The organism is Pedobacter sp. AK017 (assembly GCF_014200825.1).
GTDB lineage: Bacteria > Bacteroidota > Bacteroidia > Sphingobacteriales > Sphingobacteriaceae > Pedobacter > Pedobacter heparinus.
Genome location: NZ_JACHCW010000009.1, coordinates 179428 through 201043 on the forward strand (window position 1 = coordinate 179428; position 21616 = coordinate 201043).

Sequence of the window (21616 nt, forward strand, 5' to 3'; positions counted from 1 at the left end):
TAAAATTGTATTTTTATTACGGGGTAGGTTGCCATGGAGAAAAAGGTTGCGGCTGTTGATGCATTCCTTTTCTTCCATCCAGTATGATGCCCATTTGATCAAATGCCGAAGTTAGTTTACTGGAATTTGGCTTATTATTAATCATGTTAATTTTATTGGTCAACATGGTCAGCTGATCTTTTTTCAGGCGATCTGCGTATTTCTTGATCACTTTGTTCAAATCGTAAAGCAGCCCCCTTGAAACCGTTTTATCATCAATAATTTTTTCTGCTGCGTTTTTTTCCTGAATCTTTCTAGTGATTGTCTCAAGAGCTACCGCACCCAATGATGCTTGAGAACAACCTTTTAAGGTACTGGCTTCAATCAGTAGATAGGCCGAACAAGTATTCTTTATCATGATACAATAGGTTTACCAATTTATTAAATTGTATACTGGTCAATTGCCTTTGTTCTCTAGAGACATCTGCATAATTGCCAGAGTCCATTATAGGTTTGTCGGAAAGCATGGCGGAATCAAAATTCTCATAATAAAAGGAAATCCTATCTTTATTTTCCACCTTTTTCACGGTAAAATAGTAAATCGTGCTACGCATGTAAAAACCATTGAGAAAGCCATAGGCGGTTATCACTGCATCTACAATGGTTTCAAATTGATCGAAATCGATTTGACCATTAGGATTAATAATGAAATAACCATTATCCGCATCAATAGCCTCATGATAAAATAAAAAATCAACTTTCCCAACTTTAAGCGCTACAGCATTAAAAAAGCCATTGTCTTCTTTATGTGTTTTCAAATCAAAAATTAACCCTGACGAGTAAGGATTGAATTTAGCTTTACTATACTTTATATAAGCTTTTTGTCTTGATTGCTTCCAGATACTGTCATCTACGTCACCTCTAAATGACTTAATTTCAATATCAAAATTACATGGAGTGTCTTCTTGAAGACCTCTTGACCCTTTTAGTACGTCGACGTTTTTTATATGTATAACCATCCCGTCTGTAACCAAAGCAAATGGTCTTTGAAAAAAATAATTTAAATCAATACCTTTCTTTTGTTCATCAGGTTGCAGGGTGAAATTGAGTTTGAAATTATTACTATCCTCGATTTGAAACTTTGAATCTAATGCCAACCCCTTTTCAGTGGTGATTAATTTATAGGGTGTTTTGCCGTTTTCGATAGTATCGATCATCTTTAGTACGGCTCTGTCTGGTTCCAACATTTTAACTTATCTAGTAGTCATAAAAGTAAATGAAAATCCCTAGTAGAATTAATTCATCTTCTCTACTGAGTTGAATAGGACGCCTAAAAATACTAAATATTCAATTGCCGTAAGGGTATTTTTAAGGTCTAATGACGTACAGCCTTTTTGGGTGCGATTAGCCGGATTGCGCTGTTATATCTTGTATGACAAAGTTGTCAGTGTATCGATGAAATTGAAAAGCAGATTTTTGATAAGTTCAGATCTATAAAACCAAATTTTGCATTAAGTGTCTAAAATATATATTGCCCTTAATTCCCTGTTGGTCAGTTTTTTTTTTGCGTTGGTCGTTTTATATTGATAAGACGGCTTAAAAAGGGCAACTTTAGGTATGTCAATGTTCCGATCCCAATTTTTCCTTTATCCGGGCAAGCTCCAGCGCTGGTTGCAGCATGTTTCGTTCTGGCTGTTGCTGCTCGGATTACGCTTTTATCTCACAAATATCTCCTTTAACGTCTACGGCGGTTTTCCTGTAAGCAGCATGCTGTTACTAAACACCTGCAGCACCGGCGTTATAGTCTTATTTTATTATACCCTGGTTTACTACCTCTGGCCAAAGTATTTCATCAGCCATCAATACATTAAAGGTATATTGCTGATCTTATTCCTTTTAGTGGTTTATACGATCTCTGATGCTATTGCCGAGAAATTTCTGATTAGCAGTTGCGCACCTTGTATGGCAAGGTTAGCTAAGACGGAACAGGGCTACTTCCAACTTATGAAATCCGATTTGAGCAATATCGTTCTCGTTCGCCTGGCTACTTTTGGTACGCCAGTTTTCCTGCTACTCACTTTGACCATTCCAATCAGTATTAAAACTGCCCTTAATGCCTATCGCAGCAATATGAGAAGCGTAACCCTGGCGAAAGAAAAACTCGAACTGGAACTTAATTTTCTCAGAGCGCAGCTCAACCCTCATTTTTTGTTTAATTCCATGAATAATATTTATGGACTGATCATCGGCGGCGATAAGGAACGGTCTGCGGCTCTGGTATCCCGCCTGTCTGAATTGTTGCGCTATATGCTTTATGAATCCGAAGCGGAAAAGATGCCACTTAGCAAAGAGGTAAAGCTGATGGCCGATTATATTGAACTGGAAAAAGTAAGGTTGAATTTTACCAGGGTGACGTTTAATCCGCCAACCATTTTGGCCGACATCGGAATCGCCCCATTACTGCTGATTCCGCTGATCGAAAACGCGTTTAAATTCACCCCGGACGAACCCGGTGCTTTTATCGATATTGTATTAACTGTAACGCCTGATTCGATTAATTTTAAGATAGAGAATAGCGTTGACCCCGTCAGGGCGAATGGTCCGTCCGGCGGTATCGGCCTGGGTAATCTGCGGAAGCGGCTCGAGTTATATTATCCTGGCCGCTATCGTTACGAGGTCAGCAACAATGGAAATAATTATGTAGTGAATTTATGCCTGAGCCTATGAAAAAGATCAATTGCATGATCGTTGATGATGAGCCAATCGCGCGGGATATCCTGCAAACGTATTTCCAGCGCGTTCCCGAACTGGAACTCGTTAAAAGCTGCCGCAACGCCACTGAAGCCTATGAAGGGCTTTACGGGCAGCAGATCGACCTTATTTTCCTGGACATCCAGATGCCGGTCATTACCGGTACAGAATTCATGCGCTCGCTGCGCAAGCCACCATTGGTGGTTTTTACCACAGCTTATTCCAACTATGCGGTTGAAGGATTTGAGCTCAATTCCGTTGATTACCTTTTAAAGCCGATCACATTTGAACGGTTTTACCAGGCCGTGCAGAAAGTAAGCGAAAGAATGGCGATCAAACAGATCCCGTTGCCAGAGGCAGCGCATCAGCCGGACTACCTGTTCATCCGCCAGGATAACAGGCTGGTGCGTGTGGAGCATGACCAAATTCTGTATATACAGGCGGAAAGAGATTTCAGTTCGGTTTATTTGAAGGAAACAAGGTTGCTCGCAGGCATGCACTTAAAGTTATTCGAAGATTTGCTGCCGCCCAGGCAGTTTCTCCGGGTGCACAGGTCCTATATCGTTAACCTTAAAGCAATCCGCGCGATCAAGGGCAATATGATCGAACTCGAAAATGCCGAGGTACCCATCGGGGCAAGCAACCGGGAAGAACTGTTTCAAAGGTTGCAGCTCTGAAGAGCCCGTCGTGTCACTTAACAAAGTTGTCTAAATTGGCAGCAGTGATGACCAGCCGGGCATTTCCATTCAGTTTGGTGAAGATTTTTCCGGCTTTAAGCGGTCCCAGATCTACGGAACTGCCCTCGTCCAACGTAAGGCGCAAAGTGTCCGTTCGGTTACTTTCCCTTAAAGTTGCGGTCGATGAATGTCTGCCGTTGATGACCAGGTTGCAGAGCCGGAGGTCTTTCATTCTCAGGATAGAATTATGCTCCTGCGTGATCAACAGTGAACCCTGTTCCAATCCGCTCAGTTCACAATTAATGCCGGAGGTATTGATCGTCGTCAGCGCGGGAACGGTCAGGATCAGTCCGGTGCTGCATTGGTCCGGTAACTGGTACTGCTGGTTGGAAACCGTAAAATTGATCGCCAAAGTATCCAGGTGCTGTTCCATCCGGAAAAATTGTTTCCTGGAATTCATCAGCCGGATTGTATAATCAGTTCCCCGCACGATCCTGACCGCATAAGAATTACCCCCGCTGATATGTAAAACCTGGTAAGGCCGGACCGGTACCATTCCGAAATTTTTAAAAGGGTCTTTCAGGTCGATCCGGCGGTATTGCAGGGCCAGTTCGCGATCGGCAGCAAAAAGGGCTGCCACGAAGAAAACAGCGAAAGCCGCTAATATCAGGTTGCTTTTTTTGATCATCATAAGGTTAGATTTCTTTTTCGGTAAACTTGAGGTAGGCGATGTAGCTTAAGAACAGCGGCAGCAGAAAATTATAGCTGACATTGATCAGTGCCTGGATGCTTGCCGGCAGATAGACATAAATATTTTCGCCGTCATGAATGAACTGGAAATAATTAAACGGCAAACTGCTGGTAATGCTGTTCTCACCGGTCATCACTTTCATGAGTACGACATTACCCGTTGCAGCGATGATAAAATACAGCACCATTAATAAAAGCGTTTTGATCAGCGCGCCTTTCCGGAAAGCCAGGCTGCCGACCAGTAGCCATAACTGGAAATTGACAAAGACCAGGTAAAAGCTATAAAAGCCATTGCGGAACACATTTGCTTTCATCATGGTGGACTGAGGGCCGGTTGCAATGCTGAAAAATAATGTTTCGACCAGGTAAAAGATCACGGTGTAAGCCGCGCCGTACAGAAAGACCGCGTACAGTATCCACAGCACGATCTTTTGGCCTGCTGATGCAATAATGCCCAGCAGCCAGATCGTTTTCGCCGGATGGCGGAGTTCCTGGTATAAGAACGCGGAAAATGCCGCGCCTCCGCCGAAGAGTCCGATCAGGAAGATACCGTTACCCACACCGCCGGAAAAGCTTTCGCGCCAATGCCAGGTAATAAAAAAGAGCAGAAATAATAAGCAGGCGATAGCCGTTGCCAATAAGCCATAAACCTGCCGGTGCTCCAGGTACTGGCGCCGGTTCAGGGCGATCGTTTTTGCGATATAGTTCATGTCAATTTTATTGGGTTTGAAAAACATCCCGGATGCCCGCCGGGTTATAAATGGCTGCGTTAAAAAGCAGCTCCAGATCGAGTGGGGATTCCTCAGCCCCGTTGTTCCTGCTGACTGAGATATGGCCCCCCGGCGTATCAATGCCATAGATGGTATCCTCGCCGGCCCGCTTCGCCCCGAAACAAAGCTTTTGCCCGATCTCTTCTTTATCGGCGGAAAGTATTACCTGCCCTTTGTCAATGATGATCACGCTGTCGATCAGGCCATCCAGGTCTTTGACCTGGTGGGTAGACATGATCGTGATCTTATCATCCCGTCTTGTCCGGGCGATAATTTCCCTGAATTCGATCTTGGAGGGGATATCCAGCCCGTTGGTCGGCTCGTCCATGATCAGGACATCAGTATTGGCCGCCAAAGCGAAAGCGATATGGATCTTTTTCTTTTGACCAAAGGAGAGTTTATGCAGCTGGCCTTTTTCCGGCACATTGAAAATTCTCAGGTATTCATAAAAGCAAGCCTCATCAAAGGACCGGTAAAATACACTGTAGATCCGCAGGAAAATAGCGATCGTGACCGGCGGAAGCTCACACTCTTCGGGAATAAAAAACAGTTGCGCTAAAAACTCCGGCCGGCGATGCCGTGCCTCCAGGCCATTGATCGTGCAGCTTCCCTTTTGCGGGAAGATCAGCCCGGCCATGTTTTTGATCAGGCTGGATTTACCGGCGCCGTTCTTACCCAGTAAACCATAAACCTTCCCCGGCAGCAGCGTCAGGTTCAATTCCTGGAACAGGGTGTTCCGGGAATGATAGCCATAAGTCAAATCTTTGATAACGATCATAGTACAAATGGAAGAACAATCTGGCACCTGTTCAATTTTATTCGACGAAGCTGCTTATATTTCCAACGGGCGGCGGGCTTATGGCGATCAGGATCGCCCGGCAGCAACGTATCGGCAGTCCGGGCCGTTTGGTTGCCAATTCCGATGGGTTCGTCGATTTTATTTTCCGGCCTCGCCGGAATAAGGTCTTTTTGCGAGCAAACCGAAAAAAATGGAAAGGAACAAATTGATCGGCCAGCTGCCCGTCTGGCTAAGGGTAAGCGTTTATTTTATAGTTATTGTCGTGGCCGCTTATATCGCCGGCGTTGTCCCCGCGCTTGACAGTATCTTTTTTTATTTTGGGATCGCTTTGCTTTTGAGCTTTGTGTTCCTCAAAGCAGAAGGTAAACCGTTAACCAGCCTGGGTTTTGTACCTGCTGGAGCTACCGATTGGAAAAACTTATTTCGCGGCTTGGTCTGGGGCATAATCGCATTATTGACAAGCGCCGGCCTTACGATCTGGCTGAACGGCAGCCGGCTGGTATTTACCGGGCATGCCGATCCTGTATTTTTACTGATACTCGTTCTCATCCATCTCTGGTCGTCTTTTGCGCAGGAATTTACCTACCGGGGTTATCCCTTTCAACGACTGTTGCGATCATATGGGCCCTGGATCGCTCAGCTGGCGGTCACCCTGCCCTTCGCGGTCATGCACCTGACGCTGAATACCGGCATAAGCTGGCAACAGTTCCTGATGACCTGGCTCACTACCGGCCTGGGCTCTTTACTTTACGGGCTTTGCTATCTCAAGACCGGCAAATTGATTTTGTCCATTGGTTTGCATTTTGGCTGGAACCTGGCTCAGGCGCTTATTCCACGTTCGCCAGCAGAAGGCAAAACCATGCTTTTTACCCTTGTGCAGGATGCCCGGGACTATCATCCCTTACATGTGCTGCTGCCCTACATCGGCGTTACCGCGATCCTGATGCTCTTGATATGGCGGTCAAAGGCCTGGCAAGCGAAACCTTAAGCAAAATGGTTACCGGTTTTCTTTCGTAAAAAAAGTCAACACGGATTAGAAAAAACTCGCACAATTGCCCCCAACCAAACGGTGTCATGCTATTTGAACGCCTTAAAAAAATACTATCTTTTAATCGTCAACAATTTATGAACAACCCGGTCCATCGCTCTCCGTTAAAAAAAAACGTTTATGAGCCAACATTTTAGTTTGATTTTGCTAATCCTGGCCTTTTGTCTGAATAGCCTGGCCTGTGCCGGACAGAGCCGGTCAGTAGCATCAGACAACCCACTGAGTTCCCGGCTGGATTCGCTGGTCGATAAAAGTGTTCAGCGGTATTTTCAGGATAAAAGAGCGGTCGGGCTTTCCATCGCCCTAGTGCAGAACGGCAAACCGTATTTTTACAATTATGGAGAAACGAGGACCGGCAACGGGCAGCGTCCAAATAACAGGACCATTTATGAAATTGGGTCGATGACCAAATCCTTTACCGGGATCATTCTGGCCCGGGCTGTATTGGATAAGAAGATCAACCTGGAAGATGATATCCGGAAATATCTGAAGGGAACTTTTCCTAACTTAAGTTATAAAGGTACACCCATCCGTATTAAGGATCTGGCTAATCACACCTCAAGAATTACACGGATATTTCCGAATATGTGGGAAAGGCCGACCTACGATTCGCTTAATCCTCTACATGATTACACCTGCGCGCTTTTGTACGAAGGTCTGCACCAAATGAAGATGGATACCCTTCCCGGCAAAATTTACTCCTACTCAAATATGGCGGTTGCTTTACTGGGTACCATACTGGAAGACGCTTACGGGCAGGATTACTTTTCACTGGTATCAAAAAATATTCTAAATCCATACCAGATGAGGGAAACCCGGATCAACATCGCATCAGTTTCGCCAAGCCGGATCGCGTGGCCGCATAATGCGCAAAGACAACCGGTGTCGCTATGGGATCTGGGAGAAGTACCGGCAATGGGGGTTTTAAGATCCACCTCTGCTGACCTGGTCAATTATATCAATGCTAACAATGCCGAGACGGATCCTGCCATTAAGTTTTCCCATCAACGAACCTTCGGTACTGACCAGGAGGGTATGGCCCTGAATTGGTTTATCCACAGCAGTCCTAAGGGATATCGTATATTGGAACACAGCGGCGGTACGGGTGGTTCCCGTAGTTCATTGGATTGTTTCCCGCAGTTGAACTCCGGTTTGGTGATCCTGACCAACAGCCTGGCTAACCGAAATGACTTGGAAAAGGAACTGATCGCTATACTGGCAGAACAGGTAAAAGGTTCAGAATAGCGATATTAGCAAGATAAAAGATAACCTGCTATTGCGTAATTGCTTTTTATTATCTATATCATTACTAGAGAACATTTTATTAAAAAATCTCTAGTGGAGAACTTTTAATGTTCACCACTAGAGATAAAATTAATTGAAATTAATGCATGCGAAAAAAACACGCTAAGAAGCCAAACTTGTTGCTGGAAGTTGTGGATCAATCTCCATCATTTTCCCTCTCATATTTGCTAGGCGCGTCAAATCATACATAAAATCCGTAGACAACAGTAGGTCTTTCCACCCCAAGTTTTGAAAGCAGTCTGAAAAGACTGCTTTTTTTGTTTAAGGGTTCGAGTCCCTTCTTCCGCACACTATCTATGGGTTGGATCGGTATCTTTTATAATCATCAAAACATCATGTATATAATCTTTGCATGATTAAGTTGTCATGTATAAAAAATTAAATTATCTTTACATGATAAGAGTCTCATATATAAAAACTTTGTATGAAGAAATTGGCCAAATTGAGAAGTGATGTACCTTTTAATGAATTGCCTCCGCTGCCCCCTGATCAAATTAAAGTGGAGACAATTCCTGTTTTAAGGCAAGTCGTCCAATCTTCAATAGCCCTTTCCGAATTAAAAGGACTAGCCTATACACTCCCTAATCCTTCTATACTTCTGAATGCTGTAATACTCAAAGAAGCTCGCATGAGTTCTGAAATTGAGAATGTAATTACAACTCATGATAGGCTCTATCAAGCATTGTCTGCAAGTGGCTCACAAATAGATCATGCTACCAAGGAAGTTTTACGCTATAGGGAAGCTATGCTCGCTGGGTTTAAAATGATCGTTCAAAAGGGATTTTTGAATACAAACGGAGTATTGACTATACAGGAAATACTGGAAGAGAATAAAGCAGGACTTAGAAGATTGCCTGGAACCTCATTAAAAAATGCTGTTACTGGTGAAGTCATTTACACGCCGCCGGATGATTATGATACAATCCTTGCGTTAATGAAAAACTTAGAGGAGTATATAAATGAACCCGATGTACTTTCTCCATTGATTAAGTTGGCAGTTCAACATTACCAGTTTGAAAGCATACACCCATTTTATGATGGTAACGGCAGGACCGGAAGAATTATTAATGTTCTTTATTTGTGCCTGCATGGGCTTTTAGACAGTCCCGTACTTTATTTAAGTGATTATATCATAAAACATAAACCTGATTATTATAGATTACTTGGAGAAGTGAAGACAAAGGACAATTGGGAAGAGTGGATATTATTTATTTTAAAAGCCGTAGAAGAAACTTCTAAACAAACCACTGATCAAATTAAGTCAATCAATCAGCTCTTTTTGAAATTACAAAATGGAATAAAAGAGAAGGCGCCCAAGCTTTACAATAAAGAACTATTAGAGTTGTTATTTGAGCAACCATACTGTAAAATAGAATTTGTTATTGATCGACTTAACGTTTCAAGGATAACAGCTTCCAAATACCTTAACGGATTAGAAAAGATCGGAATATTGCATTCTAAAAAAGTCTGGAAGGAAACTATATATATCAATATAGAGCTATTTGAACTTTTGAAAAAATAAACTCGTCCATTTCATCCATTTTTCTTTTTAAATCTGCCAACCGCTTCAAATCAGCCACAAACCGGGATGAAATTTGTACCATAAACAACCCCAAGTTTTTAAAGCAGCTCTGAAAAGAGCTGCTTTTTTATTTAAGTTTTTTTTAGCGCTTCAAATTTGGCTATCACTGAACCTTTATGGTAACTAAATTCATCATCCAAGCATGACTAAATGCCCAACGTGAGCCGTAAACTCCGATGTTTGCTGTATAACGACCGGCTTTGAATAAAGCCATTTATCCCCTGGCTGAGCATTTAGGGGGATGGTATACATGGATGAGTTGGTAGATGGTCATTGATAAAGCTGTCCATCCGAATGTGAGTCAATACATTGTTTTCTTGTGCTGCTGCGCTGCAACTAAAAAGTACGACGAGTGAGAAGGTTAATAGCTGTTTCATCATATAGTTGTTTTACGGTTGAACATGAACTGCAACAGAAACTTCGTTTTTGGGTAATTCAACTAAACGACATACAAAAAAAAGGTGACAACAACTATCTATAAAAATCATCTTTTTTAATGATTGCTACAGTCTTTAGGCTAATCTACTTTTATATCATATTATTTTTTTCAATTAAAAAATTCAACCTATATGAAAACATTAAAATATAACACATTTGCAGTAGCATCGGGTATAGCGTTTGTACTGTTCCTACTTGCATTGTCTTCTTGCAAAAAAGAGAATGGCACTCCCATTACTGATCCAACACCAAAAGATACTACGCTTAAAGTAGCTTCTTTATCTGCCACCACCTTACACTATGGCGACACGCTTAGCATTACTGGCAGCAATTTTTCTACCGTAGTCCTTAATAATACCGTTACTATTAATGAGGTGGCAGCCATCGTACAATCGGCCACGGCTACACAGCTGAAGATAATTGTTCCTGCTGTGGGAGCTGTTAGCGGTGAAGTAAAAATAAAAACAGGTACCCAAACTACAACCGGTGGTAATATTACTTATGTACCTGATGTATTTGTAGCGGGCGCTCAGAATAATAACAGCCGTCCTTTGGCTACTTACTGGAAAAACGGTAGTGCTGTTACATTGAGTATCGAACAGTCGGGATTGAATTCCATATTTATAAATGGTAATGATGTATATGTAGCTGGAAGGGAAAGGATTAATAATTTACAATTGGCCAATTATTGGAAAAACGGTACTAAAACCACGCTTGGCATCAACGAATCTGCTGCCAATAGCATTTCTGTAAACGGTAACGATGTGCATGTTGGTGGCTGGGAAATCATCAACGGATTTGACCTTTCCCGGTACTGGAAAAACGGGACAGGTACAACCATAAGTGTTAATGATCCCATTGTATCGCAGATTGTTACCGGTAATGGCTCTTGTACAGGAATTTATATAAATAACAACAATGTTTATGCCGTTGGAAGTTATCGCAACTCACAGGGGAGGTTTTCGCCCTGGGAATTTACAAACGGGACAATACCAGCTAATACCATTCCCAATAACGATAAGCATTGCTTTGCCAATGCAGTTTTCGCAAGCGGAAGCGATAAGTATGTGGCAGGCAACCAAAACAATGCAACAACAGGCTTGGCCATGGCTACCATCTGGAAAAACGGAACTGCTACAACATTAACCGCAGGTACGGCTTCGGTAGGCGTGGCAACCGCTGTTTTCGTAAAGGGAAACGAAGTATATGTGGCAGGATATGAACAGGAGAATTATTATGGTGGCGGGCCAACTTTTGCCAAATACTGGAAGAACGGGATGGAGGTAAAATTATCAACAGCATCATCGGGTGCTACAGGTATTGCAGTTTTTGGCACTGATGTATATGTATCGGGATGGGAAAACAACGGAGCATACAATGTAGCAAAATACTGGAAAAATGGAGTGGCTGTTAATTTGGGAAATACCACACTTAATTCATCAGGCAATGCTATTGTTGTGCGATAAACAAGGCGGCCAATTAAAAGTTTAAAGTGGCTGTAACTGATGTCATTGATCTGGCCAGCTTGTAGTTACAAAAAAAATCATCTTTTTTAATGATTGACCATTTTTTTATATCAACCTACTTTTATATCACAAAATTAAAAAACAAGGATAATCCGCCAGGGTTTAAAATGGCTTTTTAAAAAGAACAAAATATGAAAGCACTAAAAAAAACGCTATTATTATTTGCTGTTATCATGACAACAGCGACATCGTACGCGCAAACAGTCACTATTTACGGTAAAGTAACAAAAGGGGATGGCAGCCGTATTAAAGGCACATCTGTAATGAAAATGTATGAAGACCAGATCATTGTTGTAAATTATACGGGCGGGTCTGATCATACAGCCTCAATAGAAATAGAAGTGCCAACCAGTGCTTGCATTGCAGATTTCAGGAACCTCATCATTGCCACACCACAACAAACTGTAACTGCAAAGCCAGCAGTTAGTACTGCTGTTAAACCTTTAAACACAACCCTATTGTCAAGTCCTGGAAAAATAGCTACTCAGTCGCTGCAAACATTTCCAATATCAAAAATTGATATATCGGTAACCAATAGGGTTGGCAACAATATGCCTACGCTGGCTCGCCAAATAATTCTGGAAGATGTAAAAGTGGAGAGCTGTACAGACATTGTGGCAAATAATACCAGCAAAATAAAGCTAAAAGCCAATCGCATTGGCTGGATCTATTACAGTCCAGATGCCAAAGGCAATATAAAAATTTCTAGCAAATCTGGTTGGGATACCATTCAGGGGACAGCATGGACAAATTTTTAAAGGCAAAAACAATCCTTTGTTTACCTAATGCTTAATTAAATTTTATACCTAAACCAAATTCATGCGATGAAACGAATAGGCCTATTAATCTTTACCACGTTAATTGCAACGATTGCTTTTTCACAAAGGCCATCTAAAGAGCAAATGGAGGCAGATAGGAAGCGATTGACTGAAGCCATGCAAAAACTCAATGAAAAGACTTCTAAAATGGACCCCAAGGTAAAAAAGGGATATGACAGTCTGCTCAATCAATATGGTGTGGGACAAAAGATGGACAATGCCATAAAACAGGTAAACGAAGGTGGGCCAACAAAAAGTGGCGGTGTTGCCAACGGTCTTATTCCTGCAAAAGACACCAAAGCCATTGCTGGTATTGCTGCTACACCTTCCAAAGTAAACATGGGTGCATTTATCGGCAATACAGGAAATACAACTTTTGCGGCTGTACTTCCTGTTGCAAAAAATAAAGCCAACAATATCTATAAAGACCTGAAACAAAAAGGAGCAAGCATTGATGAAATGGGCAATGCTGCTGCCGCATTATGGGTGGGTGGCCGTACACAAATCGCATTGAGCCTGATGGCACAGGTATGTAAAGATGATGCCAATAACACCGATAATTTGAATAACTATGCAGCTATGTTAACGATGACGGGGGCTCCTGAAATGGCCATCCCTCTTCTCAATAATCTCAATGGACAATTTAAAAAGAATAGTACAATACTCAACAACCTCGGTCAGGCATGGTTTGCCTTAGGTGATGTGGACAAAGCCAAAAAATACCTGGATACCACACTTGCACTTGCCGCATCACACTCGCAGGCCAACCAAACGATGTGTTTGATTGCTCAAGGGAATGGTAATAAAACAGCAGCCATTGCGGCAGCGAAAACTGCTTTCAAACAAGGGTATAGTGGTATAAGAGCAGATCTGTTGAAAAATTTAGGCTACATCCCCGGCATCGGTGATTACAACAATTTTCCACTTGCAAATAAAAATGATGATTTACTTAACCTCGGAGGTTTTGCCATGCCTGCCTTTCCAAAATCAGTAGCAGAATGTAAGGCGATGGACCCGATATGGAAACAATTTCGTGCTGATATTGACCAACGACTAAAAACATTGCAGAAAACCAGCGATGCATCAAAAGAGCAAATGCTGGATCAATTAGAGCAACAAAAAAAGCAATTTATGGATGTCATGAACGAAACCTTAGCAAACCCCGGTTCTGTAAGCCAGAGTGAAGCCCTGAAAATTGTGGCTGCACCCATGTATGCAAAGAAAATGAATGCAAAAGAAAACGTAGTGTTACAAAACCTGCAACAAAAAAAACAGGCCGCCGCTCAAAGTATCAAGGAATATATGAATGGCGAAGGCGATGCTTTAAAGAAAAAATACGACGACGCAATGGTTGTTATTAATAAAAAAATGGCCGACGTGGGTGAAGGCGGGAATACCACACTGGACATGATCTGCAGGGAATCGGTAAAAGCATCGGATGCATTTTTAAAACCATACAATACCAAATTGGAAGGGCTGTATAATGATTACCTGGCTGCCGATAAACAACTGCTAAATGAAATGGCTTACTCATCCCTTTATACCACCTATCCAAAATTATTACCCGGCATCAACGCAGGCTTGCAGGCGCAGTGGTTAAAAGACCTTAGTTTAACGCAAAACGGTGGATTCAACTTTGCCAACATTTTAAAATACGATTGTGTGGATGATGCAGAAGGTAAAGGTGGTCGGTTAACGCAGTTCAAAGACCCAAACTGTAGCATCAACAGTGAATTTGGAAGCTCAAAACTGGGCTTCACGATGACGCTTACCTGCAGTGGCTTAACCACCACCGTTAATGCAGGCGTAATCAGCGGCACTTTAAATCAAGATTTAGATCATGCAGGTTTTGGCGATTCCTTTAAGAATTGCACAGTTAGCATTGGACCTAAAGTAAGTGCCGGCGGCAAATTGGGGCCATTACAGGCAAGCGTAAGCGCTGGTGTAGGTGCAGATATTGAAATTGACAGAACAGGTGTAACCGATGTAGTGGTAGTGGGAGGTGTAGAAGCTGCGGCAGGAGTTGGCCCTGCTGGTGCAAGCGCAGGTATGGAAGGAAGAATGAGCCTTAATAGTGGCGCAGGCTCACTAAACGGAACAGGTATCTTTAAATAAATAAACAACAAACCATGAAACAGTTTTTGATCTTTTCAGTAATAGTATTGGGGAGCATTGCAGGTTTTTCGCAAGGAATAAAAAAAATAGCTGATCCATTAACGCCCTGTGGTTCACGTGCAGAAGTTGACGCTATGCCCGGTATTTATACCGACCACAACAATACAATATATGGCTTCAGTTTAAAAGGCACGCCCGCCGAAAAAACTACGATGATGAAAAACCTCATCGCAGCAGAAAAACTGGAAGAAGCCAGCCGTAAGGATTTTAAGTTGACGGGATGTGCCGCCAGAGTAAGTTTTGCCAGGCATGGCAGCAGCAATTACGGCAAAAATGTTTATGCCAGCTATGGGTACAGCATGGGCGTATATGCTTTTGTCTGCAATGTTAACCAACACGCCAGCAAAATAGTAGATGAATACAGAACGGTTTTCAGGGTTGAGTTCAATCCTTCTATAATGCCGGGGGGCGTACATGCAGTAGGTACAGGCGAGTTCAATATGAAAAATGGGAATCCGATGTACGAAATTCCTGTACAAGCAAAAGTGGGCCCCAACTTTGAAAAAGACAAAAGCAACAATCCCAGCCGCGTATCACAATATATTTCAGAAGCAACGCTGATGGTTGCCCGTTCTGATAACTATAAAGATTTTCATAGCGATTTTTTAAAACTCAACAATGGCAATGGCTATGTTGAGCACTGGGAAATGGGCGGCAGGTATGATAATCACGGACCCAATTCGTATCAATTTATAGATCGTCGTTATTTCCTCACCAAACCGGGAGTGCCTTTACTGATCCCCGTTAGCCGCAAGCAATACCTGCAGGATATGCTGGAATATTTTGAAATTGAAAAAGCCAATTTTGAGTATGACAACGCAGAAAAAATTAAAAATATAGGAAATAATACTTCTGAATCTGCAAAAAGAACAATGGCAGCTTTGGAAGCAGATAAACTTGCTTACCCCAAGATATATGAAGCAAAAAAAGCAAAAGTGAATGATCTGCTTGTCAAACAAAAACCGGAATGGTTACAAAAACCGGCAGTGGTAGATCAGGATAGATTGCTAAAAGATGCAAATAAAATCTTGGAAGCTTTGGGTAGGTTTTATGATGCAGAAGGAGAGTATAAAAGTGCCCTGTATGTTTTAAACCCAGCCTATTTTGTTTCCAATAACGGGCAGGCTGCAAAACCTTTGTTGATAGAAGTACAGTTTCGGTATGAAATCACTAAAGATTATGGCTACTCTTCAAGGTTGTTTAACAATTGGGAACAGCATTTTGATATTGGTGCATTGAAAAAAATGTTGGAATAATTATCTAACATCAAATTCAACCCATGAAACGAATATATACATTGATCATTGCTATTTTAGTAACTGCATTCTTTGGGTTGGCCCAACAAGTGCGTGCACAATCTTGCCAGTCATCAAAAGATCTGGAAACCCTTCCTGGTAAACTCTTCCACAAAATAGTTCGAATTACCTACCAAAACCAAACCTGCCGTCAATCTTTATCATAATTTGGGAAATTAATATTTTTTTTATGATGCAGTAAGTAGTTTCCTATTCAAAGCTGTCCTTAACGTATAAGCTAATGTTTGTAATCAACAATAAATTGGTATGATCAAAGGTTAAGTATGAAAAAATTAATACCATCAATATTATTGCTGTTCAGTTACAGTATGCTTTATGCCCAGGACCGGAAAATAACCCTTAATTTAAAAGATAAGTCTATTTTAACGCTTTTTAAGGAAATCCAGTTGCAGAGCGGGTACAACATCGTTTTTAGCGACGAGATAGTTTCAGATACAATGCTCGTTTCTATTTATGCATCACGTTTGCCGGTTTCCAAAGTATTGGATAGCACCCTTTCAAAAAAACAGCTTTTTTATCGCCTGCTCTCCGACAGGATGATCGTAATTGGAAGCATCATGCTTTTGAAAAAGGAAGATTTAGATACACGAAGCACCTTGTTGTCCGGTACCATTGTTAATTCCGAAGACCATGCCGTTCCATTCGTTACCATAGGGCTCTTTGATGGTGCAATGCAGATAAATGGTGCTATTGGTGGTGAGCATGGCAATTTTCAATTTAGGCATACACTTAAGGCCAACAAAGCGTATACATTAAAAATATCTTCTCTTGGTTATGAGGGCCTAAACCTGAATTTTTCTCTTACCGGGAATGAATTGCAGTTAAAGGAATTTGCAAAGTTTAAACTAAAGCCAAAAGCCAGGCAGCTAAAGGAAGTAACTGTTAGTGGAGATCAGAAAGTAATAGAAGTGGATGGAGGGAATATTGTATTTAATGTTTCGAAAAGCATTAGTGCGCATGGGTTAAATGGACTCGAATTGTTGGGCAGGGCACCTGGAGTAACAGTAGGAACGGATAACAATGTTTCGCTTAATGGCAAATCCGGAACATCGATACTTATAGATGGAAAACAGACCTACCTCTCCGGCAAAGAGATAGCCGAAGTACTGAGATCGATGTCGTCATCGGATATCAAATCGATAGAGATCATCAGCAGCCCTAGTGCAAAATATGATGCTGCCGGCACGGCTGGGATCATTAATATCAAAACTTTAAAATCTGTTATTCAAGGTTTCAACGCTGGTTTTACAACAGGTTTCAGTTATGGGCTGAACCTGAGGAGTAACCAGGATTTGTCTGTAAGCTACAGAAAAAACAAAATAAATCTCTATGGAGGCTACAGTCATTTTATAGGCCACTATTCCTATTTGTATGGGGCGGATAGACTTCAGGAGGGAAAGTTCTTCAATAGTTTTACCGATGATACCGACAAACGTAATAGAATGGGTTCCAGGCTTGGGGCCGATTTTGCCATTGACAAAAATCAAACAGTGGGTGTATTGCTAAATGGAAATTTTATTTTTGGAGGAGGGATTACTGATACCAGAACTGAAATTGGTGCCGCAGCAACCACTGAAGTAGATCAGGTGCTTACCGCCATAAATGATTATTATTCTCAACAAACACAAAGATATAATGTGAACCTAAACTATAAATACGAAGATACTTTAGGTAGGATTATAAATTTTGATGCAGATTATGGCGATTTTACTAAAAGAGCGGGCAATCTGCAATCTAACAGGTATACCGCGATAAATAATGTGGTGCTGAGCGACAATCTGTACCGGTCATTAAATGGAATTGATATCGGTTTAAAAGCTGTGAAACTAGATTACACAACTAATCTTTGGAAAGGAAAACTGGAAACCGGAGCTAAGTATTCATCAGTGTCGGCTGGAAATGATTCCAGATTTTTGGAGGTTCAGGCAAACAGTGAGGTTCTAGACCCATCACGATCAAACAAATTTGTCTATATTGAAGAAATTGCAAGTGCTTACCTCAACTACAAAAGGGATTTGCATAAATGGCAGCTTCAGGCAGGGCTAAGGGTAGAAAATTCTGCTTCAGAAGGAAAACTTGAGGTCATTTCCCCTATTTCGGAAAATGCAAAATCAATCCGCAGAAATTACACCAATCTATTCCCTTTCTTTTCCGCAAGTATAAAACCATCGGCACCGCACACCTTTTCCATCAGTTATTCCAGAAGGATTGACCGCCCTGCTTATCAGAACCTGAACCCATTTATTTACTTATTAGATGAGCTATCTTATTGGCAGGGAAATCCTTTTTTGCAACCGCAATTGAGCCATCGGGCTTTGCTTCAATATGTATATAAGAGCGCTACTATTTTAGGGTTAAGCTATACTTATACTGACAATTTCTCTGTAGAGGTTACAGATACTGTCGATCAAACTAGAATTGTAATGGTTCCCCGTAACCTGGGTGTACAAAAACACGTGGCCTTAACACTTACACAAACCCTGGTGCCATACAAGTGGTGGAACATAACTTTTAATGGGGCATTGTTCCAAATTTACAATGACATCGACTTTGGGGCAGGTAGAACGCTAAAACTCAGACAAACAGCTGCCAGGTTGAACCTTCAACAAACTTTTAAGTTACCACATCGCTTCAATGCCGAGGTAGTAGGGTTCTACAATTCAAAACGTTTGGCCGGAGCCAATCAATTTGCCCGGGCAACAAGCCAGCTGGATCTGGGTTTACAGCGCAGTTTTATAGATAACAAGGCTACTTTAAGGCTGGTTTTTAGTGATATTTATAAAGGAAGCAAGGCCAGTTCGACACAAAGTGTAGCTGGATTATTTATCCACAACTATAGTTATTATGAAACCAGGCAGATAAAACTAAATTTCAGCTACAGGTTTGCTACAGGAAACTCGAAAGGGCCAAGGAGCAGGAGTTCTGCATTGGAAAATGAAAATGGCAGGATTAAATAAGCAGTTTCGGGAAAACTTATCAAAGAAATTAAATCAGGCCCAGCTTTATAGCCTTGCCAATTAGCATAGCTGTATTTTTTACATTAAATTTTTCTATCAGGCTTTTGCGATGCGTGTTTACCGTTGGAATGCTGATGAAAAGTTTTTCCGCTATCTCGGCATTGGTTAGCCCTTCAGCAATTAACAACAGCACTTCTTTTTCTCTTCGGGTAATCAGGAGCTGATCAGGTGCCGGTATTCGTAATGAACTAAAAGCTTCCTGACTATAATATACTTTGCCTTTTGAAACGGCATTTATGGCTTCCAGGAGTTCTTCTTTGGTCGCATTTTTTAACACATAGCCTGATGCACCGTTATCTATCATGTTTTTGATAATAGCCTGCTGGTTAAATGTACTTAGCCCAAGCACTGCTACAGAAGGATATAGTTGTTTAACTTCCTTACATAGATCTATTCCACTTTTATCCGGAAGATTTACATCCATTAATATCACATCAGGTTCGTGTAACTTAAGAAAACTCAGGCAGGATGCCGCATTGGTAGCATGGCCCATCCAATCAAGCGTTTTTTCATTTTGCAATAAAGAACGAATGCCCTCTATCACCATATAGTGATCATCTACTACAAAAATGCCTACTTTCATCGTCATCAGTTAACTATTAATTTCTATCATTACTGAAGTGCCCTTGCCAGGGGCAGATTGCAAATCTATTCTGCCTTTTAAAAACTCCACACGGTTTTTTATATTCAGCCAGCCCATCCCGTCAGATTTTTTTAATAGATCGGTATCAAATCCATTTCCATCATCCTCTACGGTAATAGCTAATAATTTCCCTTGATTGGATTGATGAAGTTGAACCAGTATATTTTTTGCATGAGCGTGTTTAATTGCATTGTTTAATAATTCTTGTACAATACGGTAAATGGTAACGGAGATTGTTTGCGGTATATCTGCCTCATGTACCCCCACCGATTGATAGTTTACACGTAATACACCATTGCGATCAATTTCAGTACAAAACTCCATTAATGCCGTATCAAGGCCGTATTTTAATAAAATTTCGGGCATCATATTATGCGCTACACGCCGCATTTCCTTAATGGAACTATCCAGCATATCCATACTTCTTTCAAAAGCGTTAACATTATCGGGCGTCATTACCATATTCTCCTTCATATTACTTAATGAAAATTTTATTCCGCTCAACATCCCGCCAAGCCCATCATGCAGGTCTTTGGCTAGTCGGGTGCGTTCCTGCTCTTCGCCTTTTAGCACCGCTTCAGTGGCCATGAGTTGTTTTTCAGTTTCTAATTCATCTATTTTGGCTTGTTGTAATTTTCGCCTGTTCCTGTAATTCCGGTAGCTAAGTAAAGAAATAGAAAGCAAGGCTAGGGCACCTGCAAATAAGAAATAAATCAGGTTGTTTTTTTGTCGTAGTTGCGATTGCTGCAATTTTATTTGTGCTTCTTTTCTTGAGGTTTCAAATTTTTTTTCGGTGAAAATGGTATGTTTTGTAATGGCCGTATTTAACAAGCTATCATTAAACATTTCTGATTTGTTATAATAAAAGTAACCCTGCTGCGGTTCCTGTCGGGCGTAGTATAAGCTTGAAAGCAAGGGGTATAGCTTTTGTTTTAAGTTTGGTATATTGTATTGTTGAGTTAAGCGAAGTGCAGAGTCGGCGTATAACTGCGCAATCGCATTGTTCTTTTTCAGCAGGTAATAATAGGCCAGTCCGTATTGTGCTAAACCCTCTTGTTCATGCCAATCATTCGCTTTGGAAAGTTTAAGTGCTTTGGTTACATAGGGTTTTATGCTGTCTGTTTGTTGCGACCGAAGCGCAATTAAGGCAAAGTTTAGTGCTGCTGCTGTCTGTATTTGTTTGTTTCCGCTTGCATTTGCCAAAACCACAGCCTTGTTTAAGTAATATTTGGCGGAGTCGTATAGTTTTAACTCAATATAATTTAATCCCAGATTGCTTAATGCTTCTTGTAGCGATGTTTTATCTTTTGATTTTGCAAGAATATCAATAGCTAACAAGCCATTATTTGCTCCTTTTCTGTACTGATGCATGGAATTATACAGCAGTTGGAGTAAATTATAAATATTACCATTGTATTTATGCCGATTGTTTCTGATCAATATATCTCTTGCCTTTTCAATTTGATTTACGGCACTTTGGTAATCTTCGATTAACGAATATGCAATACCGGCATTTAGCATGCTACGGGCAAATTCGGTAGAGTCGGCATTTTTTTTAGCATACTCCACAGCTTCCAAAGCTAACTCTAGTCGATCATCAAATCTCCCATTTAAATAGAGTACATTAGCATAATTGCTATAATAGTCCAGTATCCCTTGCTTATAATTTAGTCTTCTACTTAAAACTTCAGCTTTACGGCAAAATTTTTCTGCCTCTTTTAAATTGCTATTTAGATATTGGTCGGCCAGTGCATAATACAGTTTTACCTTATTGGTGTCATTCTGTATCACTTTAATTTTCTTTAAAAGGCTGTCTACTTTGTCAACCTGAGCATTACATACAAAACAGGTTATAACTGAAAAAAATAGCAACGTTAATTTTCTCATACCCTAATTTACATTTTTCTAACTGCAAATTAAATACGGACCTGACCTGTTTTATATCCTCTTTTTTAATGATTTTTTAGATGTCTACCTATAAAAATCATCTTTTTTAACGATTGACCTGCAAGTATTTCCAGG

At 41.2% G+C, this 21616-nt stretch carries 17 protein-coding genes; 10 read left to right on the forward strand and 7 right to left on the reverse strand.

Annotated features, from left to right (window positions below):
- Positions 1-16 precede the first annotated feature (16 nt).
- Positions 17-397, reverse strand: coding sequence for a hypothetical protein (locus HDC92_RS14595; RefSeq protein ID WP_183875549.1), 381 nt, complete (start codon positions 395-397; stop codon positions 17-19).
- Positions 360-1196 carry a hypothetical protein gene (locus HDC92_RS14600; protein ID WP_183875551.1) on the reverse strand — a complete coding sequence of 279 codons (837 nt, stop codon included), beginning with the start codon at positions 1194-1196 and terminating at the stop codon, positions 360-362. The genes HDC92_RS14595 and HDC92_RS14600 overlap by 38 nt, the downstream gene beginning before the upstream one ends.
- Before the next feature lie 400 nt (positions 1197-1596).
- Between HDC92_RS14600 and HDC92_RS14605 the strand changes: the two genes are divergently transcribed.
- Together HDC92_RS14605 and HDC92_RS14610 are read left to right on the forward strand one after the other, a co-directional pair.
- The gene (locus HDC92_RS14605; RefSeq protein WP_183875553.1) at positions 1597-2706 is read left to right on the forward strand and encodes a sensor histidine kinase; all 1110 of its coding nucleotides are present in this window, start codon (positions 1597-1599) and stop codon (positions 2704-2706) included.
- A complete protein-coding gene (locus HDC92_RS14610; protein ID WP_183875555.1) occupies positions 2703-3407 on the forward strand; it encodes a LytR/AlgR family response regulator transcription factor in 705 nt (234 codons plus the stop codon). The genes HDC92_RS14605 and HDC92_RS14610 overlap by 4 nt, the downstream gene beginning before the upstream one ends.
- Positions 3408-3420: 13 nt before the next feature.
- On the opposite strand, the gene HDC92_RS14615 is transcribed toward HDC92_RS14610, so the two are convergent.
- Genes HDC92_RS14615 through HDC92_RS14625 form a run of 3 tightly spaced genes read right to left on the reverse strand, consistent with a single transcriptional unit; the run spans position 3421 to position 5732 of the window.
- On the reverse strand, positions 3421-4098 hold the full coding sequence (locus tag HDC92_RS14615; RefSeq protein ID WP_183875557.1) for a hypothetical protein: 678 nt from the start codon (positions 4096-4098) through the stop codon (positions 3421-3423).
- A gap of 4 nt (positions 4099-4102) precedes the next feature.
- Entirely contained in the window at positions 4103-4867 is a 765-nt protein-coding gene (locus tag HDC92_RS14620) for a hypothetical protein (protein WP_183875559.1), read from the reverse strand.
- A 7-nt stretch (positions 4868-4874) separates the two neighbouring features.
- Positions 4875-5732, reverse strand: coding sequence for an ATP-binding cassette domain-containing protein (locus HDC92_RS14625; RefSeq protein WP_183875561.1), 858 nt, complete (start codon positions 5730-5732; stop codon positions 4875-4877).
- 184 nt (positions 5733-5916) lie between these two features.
- Between HDC92_RS14625 and HDC92_RS14630 the strand changes: the two genes are divergently transcribed.
- The 8 genes from HDC92_RS14630 (at position 5917) to HDC92_RS14665 (ending at position 18891) form a co-directional block, all read left to right on the forward strand.
- Positions 5917-6714 (forward strand): CPBP family intramembrane glutamic endopeptidase, encoded by a 798-nt coding sequence (locus tag HDC92_RS14630; protein ID WP_183875563.1) that lies wholly within the window; start codon positions 5917-5919, stop codon positions 6712-6714.
- A gap of 180 nt (positions 6715-6894) precedes the next feature.
- Positions 6895-8019, forward strand: coding sequence for a serine hydrolase domain-containing protein (locus HDC92_RS14635; RefSeq protein ID WP_183875565.1), 1125 nt, complete (start codon positions 6895-6897; stop codon positions 8017-8019).
- A 484-nt stretch (positions 8020-8503) separates the two neighbouring features.
- Positions 8504-9601 (forward strand): Fic family protein, encoded by a 1098-nt coding sequence (locus HDC92_RS14640; RefSeq protein ID WP_183875567.1) that lies wholly within the window; start codon positions 8504-8506, stop codon positions 9599-9601.
- Between the two features lie 629 nt (positions 9602-10230).
- Positions 10231-11565, forward strand: a complete 1335-nt coding sequence (locus tag HDC92_RS14645; RefSeq protein ID WP_183875568.1) for an IPT/TIG domain-containing protein — start codon at positions 10231-10233, stop codon at positions 11563-11565.
- A 191-nt stretch (positions 11566-11756) separates the two neighbouring features.
- Positions 11757-12383 (forward strand): hypothetical protein, encoded by a 627-nt coding sequence (locus HDC92_RS14650; protein WP_183875570.1) that lies wholly within the window; start codon positions 11757-11759, stop codon positions 12381-12383.
- Positions 12384-12449: 66 nt separating this feature from the next.
- Positions 12450-14558, forward strand: a complete 2109-nt coding sequence (locus HDC92_RS14655; RefSeq protein WP_183875572.1) for a tetratricopeptide repeat protein — start codon at positions 12450-12452, stop codon at positions 14556-14558.
- A 14-nt stretch (positions 14559-14572) separates the two neighbouring features.
- On the forward strand, positions 14573-15874 hold the full coding sequence (locus HDC92_RS14660; RefSeq protein WP_015808772.1) for a hypothetical protein: 1302 nt from the start codon (positions 14573-14575) through the stop codon (positions 15872-15874).
- A gap of 323 nt (positions 15875-16197) precedes the next feature.
- On the forward strand, positions 16198-18891 hold the full coding sequence (locus tag HDC92_RS14665; RefSeq protein ID WP_183875574.1) for an outer membrane beta-barrel family protein: 2694 nt from the start codon (positions 16198-16200) through the stop codon (positions 18889-18891).
- Between the two features lie 28 nt (positions 18892-18919).
- Here HDC92_RS14665 and HDC92_RS14670 read toward each other — a convergent pair whose 3' ends face one another.
- Together HDC92_RS14670 and HDC92_RS14675 are read right to left on the reverse strand one after the other, a co-directional pair.
- Complete coding sequence (locus HDC92_RS14670) at positions 18920-19540, reverse strand: response regulator (protein WP_015808770.1); 621 nt, start codon at positions 19538-19540, stop codon at positions 18920-18922.
- Between the two features lie 3 nt (positions 19541-19543).
- The gene (locus tag HDC92_RS14675) at positions 19544-21385 is read right to left on the reverse strand and encodes an ATP-binding protein (RefSeq protein ID WP_183875576.1); all 1842 of its coding nucleotides are present in this window, start codon (positions 21383-21385) and stop codon (positions 19544-19546) included.
- Between the last annotated feature and the right edge of the window lie 231 nt (positions 21386-21616).